Consider the following 19,163-nt stretch of genomic DNA (forward strand, 5'->3'; position numbering starts at 1 on the left):
CGCGCGGGTGGTGCGCGCTGCCCACGTCAGGTGCAACTCGGATGCCGTATCCTGGGGCTGGCTCGCCTTCGCCCGGGCGACGCGGGCAGGTTTCTGCGCCGCCCGCGCAAAGGTGAGCCTCTCATTCACGGTCCGAGCGGTGTCTGTTTTTTGTGGCACAGACATTCCTGTTTGTGCGCCCTTCTCGCGCCGCACAGACAGGAATGTCTGTGCCACAAAAAACAGACACCAAAGAAGAGACCAGTAACCGGATCGTGTGTCAGCTCCGGACCGCCACCGTGCGGCCCGTCTTCGTTGCCTCGTCAATGGCCTCGATCACCCGCATATCGGCCAAGCCCTCTTCGCCGGGGGTGCGCGGGGCCTTGTTCGCAAGCACACACTCAGAGAAGTGGTCCATTTCCGCCGCGAAGTGGTCGACCTCGGTGAGCTTGATCTCGGACCGCTGCCCGCCCTTCTGCACGTTCAGCCGCAGCCCGCGGTACGCGAACGCGGGGTCCATCTCGACGAGCCCCTCGCTGCCCTGTACGCGGTAGCGGCGGCTCTCGGCGGTGCCGAAGCTGCAATCACCCGTCGCGACCACACCCGACGGGAACCGCAGCGTGAACGACACGCTCTCGGGCACCTCGCGGAACTGTGGATCGTCTTTGGGCTGGTGTGCCGTGGCCGTTACCTCGGTCGGCTCCTCTCCGGTGAGGTAGCGGAACGCGTTGATGCAGTAGATGCCCACGTCTTGCACCGGTCCGCCCGCCAGCGCCTTGCTGAGCCGGATGTTCGGGGCCTTGGTCGTCTGGCAGTTGCTCGCGGTGATGCTCTTGAGTTTGCCCGCGCCGCCCGTGCGACAGACCTCAATGGCCGTCATGTTGAACGGCTCGTACCGCAGCCGGTACGCGATCATCAGCTTCCGGTTAGCGGTCTTTGCGGCCGCGATCATCTGCTCGCACTCCGCGACCGTGGCCGCCATCGGCTTCTCGCACAGCACGTGCTTACCGGCCTTCAGCCCGCGCACCGTGTACTCGGCGTGCATGCTGTTCGGCAGGACAATGTAAATGGCATCGACCGCCGGGTTCTCGCCGAGCCGGTCGTAGGTCGTGTAGTCGTAAATGTTCTTCGGATCGAGCCCGTAAGCGGCGGCGACCTTTTTCGCCTTGTCGGGGTGGCCGCTCACCAGTGCGACCGGGCGCGACAGCTTGCACTTGGCGAACGCGGGCATGATCTCTTCGAGCGCGAGCTGTCCCAGCCCGACGACGGCCCACCCGACCGTTTTCGCCTGCGCCTCGGGGACCTTGAGGTTCGGGGGCTGTTTGTCGGGAGGAGCCAGTGGGGGCGCGTCGGCACGCATGGTGTTGCTCGCAATCAGCGTTGCGCTCGTGGCGATGAAGCCACGGCGGTTCAGGTCGTGAGGCATGGAATGTCCGGAGTGAGGGCCGGCGGCACGCGCCGCCGGTGGCAGAGGAAGGGCTACTTCGGTGCGGGCGTGCCGTGGGTGCGGCCCGCGGCGGTGGTCGCGGCCTCGCTCGACCGGCGCAAGATGCCGTCGTGACGGCGGCCCGGCCGGTCGGTGCTCAGGTTCCCCACTTGCCCCGCAGCCATTCGGTCTCCGAGGCTCGGGAACAGCGTCGCCAGCGTGGTACTGACCTTCGCCATCGTCCCCACCCTCTTGTCGCGGGTCGGGTTCTGGGCCGCGTCGAGGATCGCCTCGGCGACCTGCCGCGGGTCGATCTTCGGGTCGGGCAGCTTGGGTTCGTTCGGCAGGTAGTTCCCGGCGTGCTCCGGGAACGGCGTGTCCACCGCCGTCGGCTGGATCAGGGTGATCGACACCGGCGCCCGGTCCACGTCCTCGACCTCGATGCGGAGGCTGTCCGTGAACCCCTTCACCGCATGCTTGCTGGCCACGTATGACCCGAGGAGCGGGAACGCCGACTCCGACACCTCGCTGCCCACGTTGATGAGCGCGCCGCCGCTCTTTTTGAGGTGCGGCAGAGCGGCGAGCGAGCCGTTCACCAGGCCGAAGTAGTTCACGTCGAACACCCGACGGTGGTCCTCCTCGCTCACCTCGTCGAGCCGCCCGTAGATGCCGATCCCGGCGTTGTTCACCCAGGTGTCGATCCGCCCGAACCGCTGGACCGCGGCGGCGGCGACGGCTTCGACCTGCGCGCGGTCGGACACGTCGCACGTCACCGCGACGGCCTCACCGCCGCCGGCCGTGATCCGGGCCACGATGTCCCGCAGCGCGGCCTCGCTCCGCGCCGCGAGCACCAGCTTCGCCTTCTGCTCGGCGGCGGCTTCGGCGGTCGCCAGCCCGATGCCGCTCGACGCCCCGGTGATGACGACCACTTGTTCGGACAGCTTTTTGAGTCGATGGGACACGGCGTGCCTCCGGGCGACAGTGACCGCGCGGGGACCCGCGCCGTGCCGGAGGGGATGCAAGTTTCGGTCCGCGGGGCGGCGCTACTCGTCGTCGCGGTTCGCCCCGTCGCCGTGCTGGACCTGGAACGCGAGCTGCTCCAACTGAATGGCGAGGTCCACCGTGACGAGCCGCACCTTACGGGGCAGCTTCAGCACCACGGGGGCAAAGTTCAGGATGCCACGCACCCCGGCCCCCACCAGCGCCTCGGCGGCCGCGTGCGCCATTTCACCGGGCACGGTTAATACCCCCAGTTCGACCCGGAGGGCGGCGGCCCGCTCGGCGAGACGCACGGCCGGCTCGACCGTGAGTCCCTCGACCTCGGTCCCCACCTTCGCGGGGTCGCTGTCGAACAGCCCGACGATCTGAAAGCCCTGCGCGCGGAACCCCTGGTAACGGAGCAACGCGCGGCCCAGGTTGCCGACCCCGACCAGTACCGCGCGCCACGAGCGATCGATGCCCAGGGCCGTGCGGATCGCGGCGGCGAGTTCGCGGGCGTCGTAGCCCACCCCACGCTGCCCCAGGTGCCCGAGTGCGGCCAGGTCGCGGCGCACCTGTGCGTCGCTCACGCCCACCGCCTCGGCGATCCGACTGCTCGACACCTTGTCGCCGTCCGCGGGCCACTCCGCGACGCACCGCAGGTACAAGCTGAGACGTAAGGCGGCCGCGCGCGAGAGCCGCTGACTCCGCTCGGTGGGCAGACCGTCCACACGTGACCTCCTGTCCAAAAGCTCGGTGAAAGAACCGGGGGGTGACTTTGGAGAGGGTGGGCTCCGCACGACGCTCCCACATTTTATCTCACGGCCCCCAACTCTTCGCCGGTGCGGGGAGCTTTTTTGCGCCGCACTTATTTCTTTGCACCGGTCCACGAGACCGGGATCGACACCTCGCCTCCCGATTCGCCGAGACGCACCCGCACGTTGCACCGGCCGGGTTGCTTGGCCAGTGCCTCCGGAACGGTCACGCGAACCGTCGCCACGGGACCGCTACCGGGCGAGAACTTCACCCCGACACCCGGGAAGTCGGCCTCGGCCCCGGCAACGGTGAACGCCTTACCTTCCGGCGACCGTAGCTGTACGAGCGTAGACACTTCGGTCTGGCCGGGTGCGAACCGGGCCGTAACCGCGTCGGGAGTTACCGTGACCGGACCGACGGCACGTTTCAGCACGCGCACGGGAATGCGCAGCTCCGGGCAGTCGGGATCGTCGGTGAGGAGCACCACCGTCTCATCACGATGACCGGCCGGCGCGTTCGCGGCTAGCTTCACGGTAATCGGTTGCGTGCGGCCCGCCGCCGCGCTGACCGCCGCACCGACCTCTACCGTCAGGTGAGGGGCCGAGGAGGTCGCTTTCAGGACCGTCAGCGGCTTGGGCCGCTTGTCGGTGACCTCCAGTGTCTTTTGCGCGGCGCCGGCCGTCGAGAACGCGAGTTGCGGCGGGTTCACCGCGATCTCGCGTGTGAGGGTCGCCGTAATCTGGAGCAGCACCTCGCCGGTGCGTGGCGCGGCCCCGGGCTCATGAAGCTGGTACGAAACGCTCACCTGCCAGCGGTTCGGACCGTCGGGCTGGGTGAGGGTGTTGACCTCCAGGGCTAGCTTGGTCTTCTCGCCCGGCGCCAGCGTGGACGCGCTCACGCCCTGCCGCAGGCACCCGCAGCCCGCTTCGACCTTGGTGACCGTGACCGTACCCGTGCTGGCGTTGACCAACTCGAAGGTGTGCGTGAGCGGTCGCCCCGCCTTCACATCGCCTTTCGCGGCCGTTGGGGCCGGGCAGTGGAACGTCGCCGGCGCGCCCTGCTGGCCGACGGCCAGCGCCGAAATGAGAATGAAGGTGTTCATAGTCGGGGCAGATAGCGTGGTTCGGATGAGGCGCGAAGGGCAAATGCGCGTGAGCGTTGAAACGGCGAACAGCGTGCGGGTTCGGGTCGGGGCGTGTCCGGCCGTGTTCGGCCGCGCCCCCGACGACGGCGAAGTCCTGGCGTGGGTCGTTGACCTGGCTACTCCGCCGGTTGATCCCGACGAACTGTTCCGCTGGCTCACCTCCGAAGAACAGGTTCGGGCGCAGCGGTACCGGATCGCCAAGGCCCGTGAGCAGTTCGTCATCGGGCGCGGGCTGCTGCGCGGGCTGCTCGGCGCGTACCTCGGCACGCGCCCCGACGCCGTCGAGCTAACGTACCTGCCGTCCCGCAAACCGATGCTGTGCGACGCAACATGCGGGCTTCACTTCAACGTCACCCACACGGACGGGATAGCGGTCCTGGCCGTGGCCCGTCGGCGGGTCGGTGTGGATGTGGAGATCGTTCGGCCGATGCGCGACGCTGACGGACTGGTGGGACGGTATTTTTCGCCCGCCGAATGCGCCGCGTACCGCGCGTTGCCAGAAGATGCCAAGCAAGCGGGCTTTTTCCGCGGGTGGACGACAAAAGAAGCGGTCATCAAGGCGGCCGGGGCGACGGTCGCTTGCCTTGCCGATTTTGACGTGGAACTGAACCCCAGCCACCCTCCCGGCGTTTTGAACGCACGTACCGAGTTGCTCGCCGGCGACGGGTGGGCGCTCGCAGAATGGGCTGCGGCGGGTAACGTCGCCGTTGCGGTCGCTCTGGAGGGGAGCGATACGCTCGTAATTGAGAATTCAATCTAATCTGCGTTGCCGTTGACAACCGGAGTGAATCCGCACAGTGGAACAGCCGCTTTAGCCAGAAATTACAGGCGTCCGATAGAACGCCCAGGAGAGAGAGCGTCCCGCATTACAAACTCGTCAGCGTAACGCGTTCGCGTCAGTTGCCGCTGAGTTCGTGCCATTTCCCGACCGGCCACGCGGTGAGTTGAACTCGCACCGTATCACAAATTGTGATGGAGATACCGAACGGTGGACGTGTTGTCGAAATGGGGTCGGCGAGAAGCTCGCGAGTCAAAAACGTTTACAACGGCAACCCGGTTCCGTCGGGCTTCCTGCCGACGGACCTGTTGGCTCGGGCGACGTTGAGCGAGGAAACGCCCAAGATTGCATCAGAGCCTTTGGGCGAATCAGCTCACTTGGCGGCAATTTCTTTTGCCATCTGTTCCGTCACTTCCGAGAACCGGACATTGAACTGGTTGCTGAGCCAGCTCTGGACGGCCGGAACGTAGGGGAACTTGCCGGTCTGAATCAGCTTCTTCATCCGGGCGTCGCGGCTGGCCCGCTCCTTCCGCTTCAGGTGCCCGTTGTAGGTCCGCGACAGGGCGCCGTTATCGCGAATCCGGTCGTACCGGATACGGGTAGACATCCGCTTGGCCATACTACATCTCCTATTGCTGGTGCAGGCTCTTCAAGTCTTTCAATATACGGACGGCGGGCCGAGCGGGAAGGGATCGTGATGCGGGTGGTGAAGGCCGGTCCAGGTTTGCTCCGACATCCGCCCGGCAGTACCGAAAAGTCGTTGAATTCAGCCCCACCGCCGCCGTTCGATGGCCTCGGTTCGACTCACGGCGGCACGGTTTGCCGTCCCGCGCGGCCAGCGTGTGGGCGGCGGCTCCTGTTGGGCGATCCGAAGAAGATGGACCCGGCCAAAACGGGACCGACGTGGCCGACCCGAACCGTGTCTGCGGTTCGGGGATCAGATCACAATAAAATGACACCAGACTGGTTCCGGTGGTGGCGTGTGAAGCGGATTGTGGGGCGAGTTTGCGGGCACCGTCGCGGTCGCTATCCTAATACTCTTCGCCGCAGTCCCAACAGATGGAAGGACGGCCCGTGCTGGTACTCCGCGACCCGGTAAGTTCCTCGTCCCACTTGCTGACGGCAGTTTGGGCGGTGTTCGCAACCCTCGTGATGTTCCGGCTGACCACGAACCGGCCCGGGCGCATGCTCCCCGTGCTGATTTACGGCGCGTCAATGGTCGCCCTGTTCCTCGCGAGCGGCACGTTCCACGCGCTGCCTTTCGAGAAGGGCAGTTGGTCGTGGCGGCTGTTCCAGAAGATCGACCAGACCGCCGTCTACTTGCTGATCGCGGGCACTTACACCCCGGTCCTGTCGGTGCTCCTGGCCGGCGCCTGGCGGAAGTGGTTTCTGCGCATGGTGTGGACGCTCGCGGCGGCCGGCATCTCGTGCCTGTGGCTCCTGCCCAAAGCGCCGCACTGGGCGGTGGTGGCCATTTACCTCAGCCTGGGGTGGATCGGGATCTTGCCGCTGCCGCTGTATTACCGGGCGGTCGGGTGGCGCGCGATGAACTGGATGTGGGCGGGCGCGCTGCTTTACACGGTCGGAGCCGTGTGCGAAATTACCGAGTGGCCCATTGTGATGCCCGGGTTCGGGTTCCACGAAGTTCTGCACCTGTGTGACAGCGCCGCGAACATGGTGTTTTTTCTGTTCGTGGTGCGCTATGTCATCCCCTACCAGCCGGCGCCCCACCCCGCAGAACCCGCGGGCGTCGTGGCGGCCGCGAAGCCGGCGCCTGTTGTGAGCTGAAACGCTCCCGCCGGAACGACCTCTCGCCGAACGACACCCGAACCCGGAACCGAAAGAATCCGCACGATGGGCATCCTGTTCCAGATCAGCAACGCGCACAAAAGTTACGGCGACCAGGTGCTGCTCGACGGCGCCACGGCCACCCTCAGCGACGACACGAAGGTGGGGTTCGTCGGGCGAAACGGCGCCGGCAAGAGCACCCTGCTCCGCATCCTTCTGGGTGAAGAGGAACTCGACAGCGGCGAGATCGCCCGCGGGACCAACCTGCGGCTGGGCTACCTGCGCCAGCACGACCCGTTCTTGCCGGGCGAGACGGCGATCGAGTTCCTGATGCGCGACAGCGAGCAGCCGGACTGGAAGTGCGGTGAGGTGGCGGGGCAGTTCGAGCTGAAAGGCGCGTACCTCAACGGCCCGATCGCGAAGCTCTCCGGCGGGTGGCAGACGCGGCTCAAGCTGGCGGCGCTGCTCCTGCACGAGCCCAACCTGCTCGTGCTCGACGAGCCCACCAACTTCCTCGACCTGCGAACGCAGATCCTGTTGGAGCACTTCTTGAAGGAGTTCCGGGCGGCGTGCCTGATCGTGTCGCACGACCGCGCGTTCCTGGCCGCGACCTGCACGCACACGCTCGGCCTGTCGCGCGGGAAGTTGACCTACTTCCCGGGCAAAGTGGACGCGTACCTGAACTTCATGCAGGAGAACCGCGAGCGCGTGGAGCGGGCCAACGCCGCGGTGATTGCGAAGCGCAAACAGCTCGAGGACTTCATCGCGCGGAACAAGGCCCGGGCGGCGACCGCCGGCCTGGCGCAGTCGAAGGCCAAGGCGCTGGAGAAGCTCGAAACCGAAGAGGTGCTGGGCGACGAGCCCACCGCGCACATCCGCGCGCCTATTGTGGAACCGCGCAAGGGGGTCGCGCTGCGGTGCCGCGACGTCACCATCGGCTACCCGGACCGCGAGATCGCATCGGACGTCCAGATCGAAATCGACCACGGCACGCGCACCGCGATCGTCGGCGACAACGGCCAGGGGAAAACCACGTTCCTGCGCACAATCGTCGACTCGCTGAAGCCGCTCAAGGGCGACGTGAAGTGGGGGCACGGGTGCAAGCTGGGCGTCTACGCGCAGCACGTTTATACCACCCTGCCCGACAGCGAAACGGTCGAGGGCTACCTGCAACAGAAGGGCAAGGGGCGAAAGATCCAGGAGGTGCTGGAGGTCGCGGGGGCGATGCTGTTCCGCGGCTCGCACCTCCAGAAGAGCGTCAAGGTGCTGTCGGGCGGTGAGCGGGCGCGGCTGTGCCTCGCGGGGCTGCTGCTCAGCGACTACAACGTGCTCATCCTCGACGAGCCGGGTAACCACCTCGACGTCGACACCATCGAAGCCCTGATGGACGCGCTGGACGAGTACAAGGGCACGGTCATCTTCACGAGCCACGACCGGCACTTCACCTCGCGGGTCGCGAACGGCGTGATCGAGGTGCGCGACGGCAAAGTGCTGATGTACAGCGGCAAGTACGAGGAGTACCTGTACCGCGTGAACAAGGAGATCGAGGCCGGCGAGCGCGAGATGGCCGCGAACCGCCCCAAACTGCCCGACCAGGTGCGCAACGCCCCGAAGGGGGGCCGCAGCGCCCGGAGCGAAGAGAGCATCCGCCACGAGATGGCCAAACTGGAGCAGGCCCTCACAACGCTCAACGAAAAGCGGAGCGCCCTTGAGGTGCGTCTGGGCGAGCCCGCCGGGGACGACGAGCTTCAGCGGATGTGCGACGAGCTGGCCGAGGTCGCCGAGCAGCACGACGCCGCCGAGCAAAAATGGCTCGCGCTGCAAACCGAACTTGAAGCGCGGTAACCGAAGCGCGGACCGTTGGCACACTTCCGACATGCGGCCGAAAAACCGATGAGGTGCGGGATCGAATTGCCGTAACCCGGAGCGGGCTTCTTGCCCGCTCTCGGGTCGCCCGCCCGGCTCTCACTTCTCAACTCCCTCGCGCTTTCGCACGACAATTTCAGTTGACTTCGCCCCGCGGGAATGTGAATATCTGATGAGTGGCTACTGTGCGGTACGACCTCCCGAGTACCCCGGAGCCACGTACTCCCACCGCGCCCCGTGGGATTTACTATCCCCTCACACCCAACCGCACTCGCGAGGGGTCCGCTGATGCTTCGATTTCTCGGCTCCGCCCGCCGGTTCTGTGACGGTCACACCCGTCGCGACTTCCTCCAGATCGGCGCGTTCGGCTCAGGTCTGACCCTGGCCGACGTGATGCGGCACCGCGCGGCGAGCGCGGCCGGCGCGAAGAAGCAGGCGAGCACGGCGCAGAAGTCCGCGATCATGATCTACCTGCCCGGTGGGCCGTCCCACATGGACATGTACGACCTGAAGCCCGACGCACCGGCCGAGTTTCGCGGCGAGTTCAAGCCGATCAAGACGAACGTCGCCGGGGTCGAAATCTGTGAGCACTTTCCGCTCCAAGCGAAGATGTGGGATAAGCTCGCGTGCGTGCGGTCAGTGGTGTCCGTCGACGAGCACTCGGACTCGCTGGTCATGACCGGCTACCCCGAACGGGTCAACCGGACCGCGGACCACCCCAGCTTCGGATCGGTGCTCTCAAAGCTGCGTTCTTCAAGCGGAGGAGCGGTCCCGCCGTTCGTCAGCCTGCGCGGGATGAGCCGGGGCACCGAACCGGGTTACCTCGGGATCGCGCACCGCCCGTTCACCCCGAGCGGTCAAGGGAACGCGAACCTCCGGTTGGCTAACGGCGTGAGCGCCGACCGGCTCGGCGATCGCAAGAACTTACTCGACAAGTTCGACGACACCCGCCGCGAAATCGATGCCACCGGCACGATGACCGGAATGGACGCGTACAATGAGAGAGCCATTGAGATGGTGACGGCCGGGGTCGTCCGCGACGCACTCGACCTCAGGAAAGAAGACCCGAAGGTCGTCGACCGCTACAAAGGCGTGGAGGCGTTCCTGACCGCCTGGCGGCTGATCGAGGCGGGGGTCGGTTGCGTCACGCTCTCGGTCGGCGGCTGGGACACGCACGGGCAGAACTTCCAAACCCTCAAGCGGCAACTCCCGGTTGTCGATAAGGGCATCGCGAACCTGATCCAGGACCTGCACGACCGCGGGATGCAGGACGACGTGGTGACCGTGATGTGGGGCGAGTTCGGCCGCACCCCGAAGGTCAACGCGAGTGCCGGCCGCGACCACTGGTCCCCGGTGATGAGCGCGCTGATCGCCGGCGGCGGTCTGAAGATGGGCCAAGCAGTCGGCGCGAGCACTGCCAAGGGCGAGCGGCCGAAAGACAACCCGCTGAGCGTGCCCCGCGTACTGAGTACCATTTACGGCGTGCTCGGGATCGACCCCAGTACGACGTTCGCCAACGGCGCCGGCCGTCCGATGTACGTCCTTGATGAGCGCGAGCCCGTGAAAGAGTTGGTCGGCTGATGACGGCGCGGGATCGGTGCGGTACGGTATAACGGACGGATCGTATTGCTCCGTTCGCATTGCGCGGGCCACCGACCGGCCGCCTTCTGTAGGTGCGCCCTTATGCCCCTCCTCTCGCGTAACGCCGCGCTCGCCCTGATTACCTTTGCGCTGCTCGTGACGGGGTGCGAGTCGCACAACAGGGGCAAGATCGTCGGCCAATGGAAGGCCGCCGACGGCGCGATGTTCGAGTTCACCGCCGACGGCCGGTTCATCGCCAGCGGCGGTGCAACGATCCAGGGCCGATACAGCCTCGGCTCCGGCGACACGGTGTACCTCAACGATCTCGATCCGCCGTTAAAAGGAGCCCGCCGGACACGCGAGAGGATCAGCATTACCGGCGACACGATGAACCTCGCCGGTGGACGGAGCACACCTTCCAAAACCTTCACCCGCGTGAAGTGAGCCGAACACCACACCTGACGCCGCACCCGCGTGCGCACCGCCCGCCCCCCGCCAGAGACGTCCCAATGACCCGCCGCGCGCTCGCGCTTCTCGTCCTCTGCGTCGCCGCCCCAGGCTCCCCGGCCGCCGACGCCCCGATCACCGCCGTCGTTACACACCCGACGGGCTTCAACCTGAAAGGCGCGGACGACGCCCCCCAACTTTTGGTCACCGGCATCCGCGCCGACGGCCGCTCGATCGACCTCACCGGTGCAGCCCAGTACGCCGTCGGCGACCCGAAAATTGTCCGCGTCGAACCGAACGGCCGCGTGTTCCCGCTCGCCAACGGGTCCACCGAGATCACCGTTCGCGTTGCGGGCAAGGCGCTCAAGGTGCCGGTGGTGGCGGGGAAGATGGAGACGCCGCTGCCGATCAACTTCGCCAACCACGTCGTGCCGATCTTCACCAAGTTGAACTGCTCGTCCGGCGGATGTCACGGGAAGATCGCCGGTCAGAACGGGTTCCGCCTCTCCCTGCTCGGATTTGACCCGCCGTTCGACTACGAGAACTTGTTGAAGGAGGGTCGCGGGCGCCGCGTGTTCCCGGCCGCCCCGGACTCCAGCCTGCTCCTCACGAAGGCGATCGGCGCGGTCCCGCACGGCGGCGGCAAAAAGATGGAGAAGGACAGCGAGGAGTACAAGATCGTCCGCCGGTGGATCGCGTCCGGGCTCCCCTACGGCGACAAGAGCGACCCGACCGTCACGAGGATCAGCGTTTTTCCCGAGAGCCGCGTGCTGGACCGCAAAGGGCGTCAGCAACTCGCGGTGCACGCGCACTACTCCGACGGTTCGGTTGAGGACGTGACCCGCCGCGCGCAGTATGAGAGCAACGACACGGACATCGCGACCGTGACCGAGGCGGGTCTGGTGAGCACACTGAGTATCACCGGTCAAGCCGCGGTGATGGCGCGGTTCAACGGGCAGGTAACTGTGTTCCGGGCGGCCGTTCCACGCGCGGGGGCGGTTGCGGCGTTCGACTTCAAGGAACAAACGGTCGTCGACCGTCACACCGCGAAGAAGTGGAACGAGCTGAACATCGCCCCGTCGGAGCTTTGCAGCGACGAGGTGTTCATCCGCCGACTGTATCTCGACCTGACCGGCACCCTGCCGGAAGCGGAAGAGGTCCGGGCGTTCGTCGCCGACAAGGGCGCGGAGAAGCGAGGCGCCCTCGTTGACCGGCTGCTCGAAACGCCGGAGTACGCATACTTCTTCGCGAACAAGTGGGCCGACATCCTCCGCGTCAAGCGCCGCAACCAGCCGAACCGCGCATACGGCACGTTCGCGTTCCACACCTGGATCCGCGAGGCGGTGACCGCGGACAAGCCCTACGACGACTTCGTGCGCGACATCCTGTGTGCGATCGGCGACGAGAGCAAATCCCCGCCGACGGTGTGGTACAAGGAGGTCAAGACGCCCGAGCAGTTCGTGGACGACGTGAGCCAGGTGTTCCTGGGGCAACGCCTCGCGTGCGCGAACTGCCACCACCACCCCTACGAGAAGTGGTCGCAAGACGACTACTGGGGGGTCGCGGCGTTCTTCGGCCGCGTCGGGTTCAAGAGCGTGCAAACACCGGGCGCGTCGCCCCAGAACCAGCAGAACCAGAAGCAGGTTCTGTTCGTGCGCAGCGCCGGCGCTGTGCAGAACAAGCGCACGGGTCAAACCGCGCCGATGAAGGCGCTCGACGCGGACCCGATGACCGCCGCGAGCGACGAGGACCCGCGGCAGAAGTTTGCGGACTGGATGGTGTCGCCCAAGAACCCGTTCTTCGCGAAGACGGTGGCGAACCGGTACTGGGCGCACTTCTTCGGCCGCGGCATCGTTGATCCGCTCGACGACATGCGCGTGACCAACCCGCCGTCCAACCCCGAACTGCTCGACGCGCTGACGCAAACGCTGGTCGACAACAAGTACTCGCTGAAGGCGCTGATCAGAACCATCTGCAAGAGCCGAACCTACCAGCTCTCGGCCGAACCGAACGAGTTCAACACCGGGGACAAGCAGTCGTTCGCCCGGTACTACCCGAAGCGCCTCCAGGCCGAGGTGCTGTTCGATGCGGTGATGAAGCTGACCGACAGCCCGACGAGCTTCGCGGGGCTGCCGACCGACAAGTTCGCCCCGACGCGGGCGATCATGCTGCCGGACGAGTCGTTCCAGTCGTACTTCCTGGACGTGACCGGCCGCCCGCAGCGGATCAGCGCGTGCGAGTGCGAGCGGGTGAACGAGGCCAGCCTCGCGATGACGCTGCACCTGCTGAACAGCCAGGAAATACAGGACAAGATCGCGCGGGCCGGCGGGCGCGCGGACCGGCTCGCCAGGGACAAACGGTCCGACGCCGAGAAGGTCGAGGAGCTGTTCCTTCTCGCGACCGGCGCGAAGCCGACCAAGGAGAAGATGGACCTCGCGCTCGAGCACATCGCCAAGCACGAGAAGAGCAAGAAGACCGCTTACGAAAACGTCATCTGGGCGCTGCTGAACTCGAAAGCGTTCTTGTTCAATCAGTAGCGCCGTCCGTTTGTTGTGCTCGGCGCGGCGGGTTCGTGCCAAACGCGCGAATGCCGCCGCGCCGAGCACAACAAGGGCGATCAGTTCTTACCGCGACCGATCCCGTAGTACGTGAACCCGGCCTCGAGCAGGTGGTGCTCCTGCTCGGCGTACAGGTTGCGCCCGTCGAAGATCACCGGCGCCGCGAGCCGCTTCCTCACCTCGACGAAGTCGGGGCCGCGGAACTCCGGCCACTCGGTCACCAGGACCAGGGCGGCGGCCCCGTCGAGTGCCCCGAGCGGGTCCGAAGCGTACTGCAACTTGTCGCCGTAAATGGCCTTCACGTTCTTTGCCGCCTCGGGGTCGAACGTCTTCACCTTCGCCCCGGCGGCCAGCAGCGCGTCGATGAGGGTCAGCGCCGGGGCCTCGCGGATGTCGTCGGTCTTCGGCTTGAACGCGAGCCCCCACACGGCGAACGTCTTGCCCGCGAGTTGACCGCCGAAGTGTTTGGTGATCTTCCCGAACAGCACCTTCTTTTGCGCGTCGTTGGCCTCGTCGACCGCCTCGCAGACGCGGAGCTTAACCCCCATCCGCTGCGCGGCGGCGATGAGCCCCAGCACGTCCTTCGGGAAGCACGACCCGCCGTACCCCGGACCGGGGGCGAAGAACTGGAACCCGATCCGCTGGTCGTGACCGATGCCCTTCCGGACCGCGTTGATGTCGGCGCCGGCGGCGTCGCACAGGTTCGCGACCTCGTTGATAAAGCTGATCTTCGTGGCGAGCACCGCGTTCGCGGCGTACTTGGTCATCTCCGCGGACTCGGGCGCCATCACCAGGAACGGTCGGTCCACGGTGCAGTACGGAGCGTACAGCTCGCCGAGCGCCTCGCCGACCAGTTCGTGGCGCACGCCCACGACCACCCGGTCGGGGTTCATGAAGTCCTCGAGCGCGGCGCCCTCCTTGAGGAACTCGGGGTTACTGGCGACCGACACGTGCGAGCAGCCGTTGGCGATCACCCGCTCCGTGACGGCCCGGTTCGTTCCGGGCGGCACCGTGCTTTTCAGAACGATGATCCGGTCGCCGGGCGCGCCTTTCGGTAACTCCTTGAGGGCCGCGCACACGCCGTCAACGACCGCGTTCACGTACTTCAGGTCCACGTCGCCGTTGGGCAACTCCGGAGTGCCGACGGCGACGAAAATGAACTTCGCACCGCGCACGGCCGCGGCGAGATCGCCGGTGAAGGTGAGCCGCCCGGCCTCCCGGTTGCGCTTCACAAGAACGTCGAGCCCGGGTTCGTAGATCGGGATACCGCCGCCCTGGAGCAGCGCCAGCTTTTCGGGGTTGTTGTCCACACAGGTGACGGAATTGCCGGTCTCGGCGAGGCACGTTCCAGTAACCAGTCCGACGTACCCAGTGCCAACGACAGCAACGTTCATGCGGGCTCCGAATCCTGGTGCAGATCACGGGCAAACAGCGGTGCTGATGTGGTACCCGCGAACACGCGGGGTTTCAAGAGTTTCGTTGGCGTCTTGGACCCGTTTCTGCCTTATCTCCGTGCCCACGACAGGAGTATGACAACACGACGCCACATACCAGCTTGTGCAGCGGTTTACCGGTCTTTTAACATCTCCCGGGCCGCGTTGAGCCCGCACGCGCCCATCACCCCCCCGCCCGGGTGCGCGGCGGCGCCGCACAGATACAACCCTTTCACCGGGGTGCGGTAGTTCGCGTAACCGGCCGCCGGGCGGAAGCTGAACATGCTCGACAGGCTCATCGCCCCCTGCATGATGTTCCCGCCGGTGATGCCCCACATCCGCTCCATGTCCGGCGGCGGGATGACGATGCGGTGCAGCACGCTCGATTTGAACCCCGGCGCGTACTCCTCCAAAATGTCAAAACACCGGTCCGCGAACTTGTCCTTTTCCGCGTCCCAAGTCGTGCCCTTCAGATGGTACGGCGCGTACTGCACGAACATACTCAGGATGTGCTTACCTTCGGGCGCGAGCGTGCTGTCGAGGGCGGTTGCCATCGTGCATTCGAGCATCGGGTTCTGGGACCAGCGGCCGTACTTCGCGTCGTCGAAGGCGCGCTCGATGTAGTCCTGGTCCGGGCAGATGTGCATCGTGCCGTGGTGCTGCGGCCCGACCTTCCCGTCGGACGGAAGGGCCTTCCAGTTCGGCGGCCGGTCCAGTGCCACGTTGATCTTCACCGTGGCCGACGAGTAGTCGATCTTCTTCACCTGCGCGGTGAACTCGGCGGGCAGGTCCTTCGGGTCCATCAGCTTCAGGAACGTCACGTTCGCGTCCGCACAGGAGGCCACCCGGCGCGCGCGGAACTCGGTGCCGTCTTTCAGCGCCACCCCTTGAACAACCCCGTTGTTGACCAGGATCTTGCCCACCTCGGCGTTGGTGCGGATCTCGGCGCCGTAACTCTTCGCGGCCGATGCAATGCTGTTCGAGATGGTCCCCATCCCGCCGCGGACGTAGCCCCACACCCCGCGCACGCCGTTGCACTCGCCCATCACGTGGTGGAAGAGGACGTAAGCCGTGCCCGGGTGCGACGGCGGCGCGTAGGCCCCGATCACGGCGTCCGTCGCGATGGTCGCCTTCAGTTCTTCCGACTCGAACCACCGATCCAGAATGGGCCGGGCGGCGCCGGTGAGAATCTCAACAGCTTCGGTCGCGGTGGTGCGGCCCAGGCGGCGGAACCCCATTCCCAGTTGCCCGAGCTTCCAAAGCGATCCCACCCCGCCGAACGGGTCGGGCGGGGTTTGTGTCAGCATCGGCTCAAGGAAATCGGCCACCCGCGTGAGCATGTCCTCGTACTTGGGATACGCGTCCGCGTCCCTCTTCGAGAACTTCGCGATCTCGCGGTGGGTCATCTCCTTGTCCGGCCCCATCATCAGATACCGCCCGTCCGGGAACGGGGTGAACGACGAGGGGCTGCGCGGCAGCATCTCGAACCCGTACTTCTTGAGTTCCAGGTCCTTAATGATTTCGGGGCGTAACAGACTGTTCACGTAAGCCGCGGTGGAGACCTTGAACCCGGGCCACAGTTCTTCCGTAATACAGCACCCGCCGACGATCTCGCGGCGCTCGAGTACCAGCACCTTGTACCCGGTCTTGGCGAGGTACGCAGCCGTCACCAGCCCGTTGTGCCCGCCCCCGATGATGATCGCGTCGTGGGTGTTGTTCGCCATGCGGCTGCCTCGGGGTGTATTCGTGGTGGGTGTTATTCTAGGTAAGCTGAGGTCCGGAGTTTCCGTATCTGTCTCAATTCAACGTTACTTTTCGCCGGTGATCGTTCGGATCGCGTCGCCAGCAGCCATGGCGAGTTCGACCGCGCTTGAGTCGAACAGTTGACGCAGTTCGGGCAGCGCATCGCGCGCGTCGGGTCCGATCGCCCTCAGCGCCGAGCAGGCCGGTTTTAGCTCGGAACCAAAAAACGCGTCGAGCGGCTCCTTCTCCCTGCGCAGCACTTTCCTCAGGGCGGGTACGGCAGCCTTCGCTTTCGGCCCGTATTTCTCCAGCCCGGACATCACTGCCGTTAGGTCGCCATATCGTTCGAGGCAGCGCGCAGCGACCGGAATCAGTTCCGGGAAGTCCGGCGGGAGTCGCCCAAACGCGTAAGCCGCTATCCACGCCCCCGGGCGCCCGCCGACGAACGGCCCGGTCGCCGTGTCGGGCTCCGGGTCTCCGCATTGCACGAACCGAGGAGCAGAACGCCCGCTGGCGAGCCGCTCCAGTTCGCCAGCCATCAGCCGGCGCAGCGCGGGGGTGTCGCCGGTGATCCGGGCCAGCGCGTAAGCCGCCGCGAACCGTAAGCCGGCGTCCGGGTCGAGTAACAGTTTCTTCAGCGCGGGCACGGCGTCTTTTGCAGCCGCGCCGCGGTCGCCCAGATCGAACGCAGCCCCGACCCGCTTTGCGTCACCCACCGCTCGCAGCACGTCGATCAACTCCGGAACGCCGGGAGAGCGCGGCTCGTGTTCCGGTTGCAATTCCGGGATGAGCGTGCCTGCCCCGTCGCGGTCCCGTTTTCGTTCGGCCAAAGCCCGTGCCGCGGCGGACCCTTTCGGCGCTCCCGCCTGAATCGCCCAGGCTGCGGCCCGATTGATTTCCTCGTCCTTATCGTCGAGCAGGGGAACGAGCGCGTCGAGGTGCGGCACGCCGACCGGACCGAGCCACTCCAGACGAGTTGCGGCCTCGGCGCGAATCTCGGGGTCGGCGCGGCGGAGGAACCGCCTGCCCGCGAGTGGCGCCGCGTCTTTCGGGTCGAAGCTCAACCAGGCGGCCGTGTACGCCGCGTCGAGCGCCAGCTTGACGTCCGGGGCATGGGCCAACGTACGGAGTTTCGGGAGAGCAACCGCCGACCACTGCCTCGAACCCCGGAGCTGCTCGACAGCAAACTTGCGCATGTAGACCGAGTCCGAGTCGAGGAGCGTGGCGAGTGTGCGGAAGCCCGGCTCGCCGAACCGCCCGATGCGGGGGAGACGCCAATACCCCTCGTACTTTGTGAGCAGCTCTTTGACGGCCGGATCGCGAAGCAACTCGATTATCGCGTCCCGGGCGGCGGCGGGAACCTTGGTCGGGTGATCACACAAGAAGTCAGCGGCGATCAGTCGATCTTCCACCTCCGGGTTCTTGAGAGTTGCGACCAGCCCCGGTACGAACGGCATGAGGTCCAGCGCCGGCGCGTCCGGGCGGTAGAAGTGCGGGAAGCGCCCGTTTGAGTGGTAATCGTAGTCGCGAAGCGCCAAGACCAATCCGCCCTGCGCGTTCGTTTCCTTCGCGAGCAGTTCTGCGAACGCCTTGCGCCCGGTCGGTCCGAGGCCGAGCAGCGCCTTCCCGGCATACATCCGGTGCAGTCCGTCCTCACCCTTGCGGACGATCGTGGCCAACGCCGGAACGAGCGGCGCCCCCGCCTCCCCGAGAACGCTCAGAACATCAGCGCTCGAGCCGGCGGGACCAAATTCGCCGGTCTTCACTTCCTCGGCCAGGACTGGGAGGATCTTGTCGGTAATCGCCGGTACCGCCTTCGGACCGATCCGCACGAGTGCCAGAACGGCCGCCACGCGCGGCGGCGGGGGCAACCAACTCGACCCCACCAGATTCTGGTCGTGCTTGTTCGTGGGATTCAAGAACAGCGCCACCAGTTCAGGAGCGGCCTTCTCGGCGCCGGGTCCGAGTTTTGCCAGAATTCCTGCGGCAAAAACCCGCATGTCTTGGCTGTCGTGAGCAAGTAACTTTGCCAGAGCGGGAGCGACCGGGGCCGCATCTTGACCGAGTTCGGCGATGAGCCAGCCCACCTCTCCGTGGATTTCGCCCTTCTGATCCACCATCAATTCCATGAGCGCGGGCGCCGACTTCGCCCCGATGCCCACGAGCGCATCGAGTGCGGCTTGGTACAGGCACCCGCCGGCGCGTCTCGTTTCTGCGTCCCCCTCGCTCGCCAAGCGCCGAGCGGTCTGTGCGGCGCGCGATAGCGCCGGGATCGCCTCGGCGGCGGCCGGCCCGAGGTCGCCGAGTTGCTCGGCCGCGATGACCCGCTCCCCGGGCGCTCCCGACTCCAACTGCCGCACGAGGTCCGTGACCTTGGGCGGGTCCGCAGCGCACACAGGACCGGCAAAGAGCAAACCGGCGACGGTGAAGACGCAGCGCAGCATGAGACCTTCCCGACGAGTGATGGGCGGCATGATACCGGATGAGCGTGTAACGGTCTATCGTGGCGGGCGTTGGCCTCCGGACCGGTGATCTCCGCTCGGGGAGATGAGCGGCAGAGAGTCGCCGCCGCGGCGGACCACAAGGCCTCGTTCCTCATGCCCGTGAGCGTAACTGACCGTGACGGTGGTCATCCGGCGTTCGCACCGGTCACCCGAACCCTAACTCCCCGCAATCCGGTAGTTTC

General features: G+C 66.2%; 14 protein-coding genes. 6 read left to right on the top strand and 8 right to left on the bottom strand.

The features are described 5' to 3' along the window. Window positions 1–259: 259 nt before the first annotated feature. The 4 genes from GobsT_RS19240 to GobsT_RS19255 form a co-directional block, all read right to left on the bottom strand. Window positions 260–1,405 carry a Gfo/Idh/MocA family protein gene (locus tag GobsT_RS19240; protein WP_010046820.1) on the bottom strand — a complete coding sequence of 382 codons (1,146 nt, stop codon included), beginning with the start codon at window positions 1,403–1,405 and terminating at the stop codon, window positions 260–262. Window positions 1,406–1,458: 53 nt separating this feature from the next. Further along, window positions 1,459–2,367, bottom strand: coding sequence for an SDR family oxidoreductase (locus GobsT_RS19245; protein WP_010046821.1), 909 nt, complete (start codon window positions 2,365–2,367; stop codon window positions 1,459–1,461). Between the two features lie 81 nt (window positions 2,368–2,448). Continuing rightward, on the bottom strand, window positions 2,449–3,114 hold the full coding sequence (locus GobsT_RS19250) for a redox-sensing transcriptional repressor Rex (RefSeq protein ID WP_010046822.1): 666 nt from the start codon (window positions 3,112–3,114) through the stop codon (window positions 2,449–2,451). A 137-nt stretch (window positions 3,115–3,251) separates the two neighbouring features. Next, window positions 3,252–4,241, bottom strand: a complete 990-nt coding sequence (locus GobsT_RS19255; protein WP_010046823.1) for a DUF1573 domain-containing protein — start codon at window positions 4,239–4,241, stop codon at window positions 3,252–3,254. A 43-nt stretch (window positions 4,242–4,284) separates the two neighbouring features. Here GobsT_RS19255 and GobsT_RS19260 point away from each other — a divergent pair, with 43 nt between their 5' ends. After that, window positions 4,285–5,043, top strand: a complete 759-nt coding sequence (locus tag GobsT_RS19260; RefSeq protein ID WP_010046825.1) for a 4'-phosphopantetheinyl transferase family protein — start codon at window positions 4,285–4,287, stop codon at window positions 5,041–5,043. Window positions 5,044–5,434: 391 nt separating this feature from the next. Here GobsT_RS19260 and GobsT_RS19265 read toward each other — a convergent pair whose 3' ends face one another. After that, window positions 5,435–5,680: a hypothetical protein gene (locus tag GobsT_RS19265; protein ID WP_010046828.1), complete on the bottom strand. Its 246-nt coding sequence runs from the start codon at window positions 5,678–5,680 to the stop codon at window positions 5,435–5,437. Window positions 5,681–6,120: 440 nt separating this feature from the next. On the opposite strand from GobsT_RS19265, the gene trhA reads away from it, so the two are divergent. From trhA to GobsT_RS19290, 5 genes are all read left to right on the top strand, one after another. Further along, on the top strand, window positions 6,121–6,849 hold the full coding sequence (gene trhA / locus GobsT_RS19270) for a PAQR family membrane homeostasis protein TrhA (RefSeq protein ID WP_081471885.1): 729 nt from the start codon (window positions 6,121–6,123) through the stop codon (window positions 6,847–6,849). A gap of 66 nt (window positions 6,850–6,915) precedes the next feature. Continuing rightward, window positions 6,916–8,694: an ABC-F family ATP-binding cassette domain-containing protein gene (locus GobsT_RS19275; protein WP_010046832.1), complete on the top strand. Its 1,779-nt coding sequence runs from the start codon at window positions 6,916–6,918 to the stop codon at window positions 8,692–8,694. A gap of 309 nt (window positions 8,695–9,003) precedes the next feature. Then, window positions 9,004–10,296, top strand: coding sequence for a DUF1501 domain-containing protein (locus tag GobsT_RS19280; protein ID WP_010046833.1), 1,293 nt, complete (start codon window positions 9,004–9,006; stop codon window positions 10,294–10,296). A gap of 102 nt (window positions 10,297–10,398) precedes the next feature. Next, complete coding sequence (locus GobsT_RS19285; RefSeq protein ID WP_010046835.1) at window positions 10,399–10,740, top strand: hypothetical protein; 342 nt, start codon at window positions 10,399–10,401, stop codon at window positions 10,738–10,740. 65 nt (window positions 10,741–10,805) lie between these two features. Then, window positions 10,806–13,280, top strand: a complete 2,475-nt coding sequence (locus GobsT_RS19290) for a DUF1549 domain-containing protein (protein WP_109571008.1) — start codon at window positions 10,806–10,808, stop codon at window positions 13,278–13,280. A gap of 80 nt (window positions 13,281–13,360) precedes the next feature. Here GobsT_RS19290 and GobsT_RS19295 read toward each other — a convergent pair whose 3' ends face one another. The 3 genes from GobsT_RS19295 to GobsT_RS19305 all read right to left on the bottom strand — a co-directional run bounded on the left by GobsT_RS19295 (window position 13,361) and on the right by GobsT_RS19305 (window position 18,921). Next, window positions 13,361–14,695 (bottom strand): UDP-glucose dehydrogenase family protein, encoded by a 1,335-nt coding sequence (locus tag GobsT_RS19295; RefSeq protein WP_109571007.1) that lies wholly within the window; start codon window positions 14,693–14,695, stop codon window positions 13,361–13,363. Between the two features lie 173 nt (window positions 14,696–14,868). Beyond that, window positions 14,869–16,458 (bottom strand): phytoene desaturase family protein, encoded by a 1,590-nt coding sequence (locus tag GobsT_RS19300; RefSeq protein ID WP_010045311.1) that lies wholly within the window; start codon window positions 16,456–16,458, stop codon window positions 14,869–14,871. Between the two features lie 84 nt (window positions 16,459–16,542). Continuing rightward, complete coding sequence (locus tag GobsT_RS19305; protein WP_010045314.1) at window positions 16,543–18,921, bottom strand: HEAT repeat domain-containing protein; 2,379 nt, start codon at window positions 18,919–18,921, stop codon at window positions 16,543–16,545. Between the last annotated feature and the right edge of the window lie 242 nt (window positions 18,922–19,163).

Source organism: Gemmata obscuriglobus (assembly GCF_008065095.1).
GTDB classification, from domain to species: domain Bacteria; phylum Planctomycetota; class Planctomycetia; order Gemmatales; family Gemmataceae; genus Gemmata; species Gemmata obscuriglobus.

Coding starts and splice junctions, on each gene's coding strand:
- GobsT_RS19240 (WP_010046820.1), bottom strand. CDS start 1,405: ATGCCTCACGACCTGAACCGCCGTGGCTTCATCGCCACGAGCGCAACG.
- GobsT_RS19255 (WP_010046823.1), bottom strand. CDS start 4,241: ATGAACACCTTCATTCTCATTTCGGCGCTGGCCGTCGGCCAGCAGGGC.
- GobsT_RS19260 (WP_010046825.1), top strand. CDS start 4,285: ATGCGCGTGAGCGTTGAAACGGCGAACAGCGTGCGGGTTCGGGTCGGG.
- GobsT_RS19265 (WP_010046828.1), bottom strand. CDS start 5,680: ATGGCCAAGCGGATGTCTACCCGTATCCGGTACGACCGGATTCGCGAT.
- trhA (WP_081471885.1), top strand. CDS start 6,121: ATGGAAGGACGGCCCGTGCTGGTACTCCGCGACCCGGTAAGTTCCTCG.
- GobsT_RS19275 (WP_010046832.1), top strand. CDS start 6,916: ATGGGCATCCTGTTCCAGATCAGCAACGCGCACAAAAGTTACGGCGAC.
- GobsT_RS19280 (WP_010046833.1), top strand. CDS start 9,004: ATGCTTCGATTTCTCGGCTCCGCCCGCCGGTTCTGTGACGGTCACACC.
- GobsT_RS19285 (WP_010046835.1), top strand. CDS start 10,399: ATGCCCCTCCTCTCGCGTAACGCCGCGCTCGCCCTGATTACCTTTGCG.
- GobsT_RS19290 (WP_109571008.1), top strand. CDS start 10,806: ATGACCCGCCGCGCGCTCGCGCTTCTCGTCCTCTGCGTCGCCGCCCCA.
- GobsT_RS19295 (WP_109571007.1), bottom strand. CDS start 14,695: ATGAACGTTGCTGTCGTTGGCACTGGGTACGTCGGACTGGTTACTGGA.
- GobsT_RS19300 (WP_010045311.1), bottom strand. CDS start 16,458: ATGGCGAACAACACCCACGACGCGATCATCATCGGGGGCGGGCACAAC.
- GobsT_RS19305 (WP_010045314.1), bottom strand. CDS start 18,921: ATGCTGCGCTGCGTCTTCACCGTCGCCGGTTTGCTCTTTGCCGGTCCT.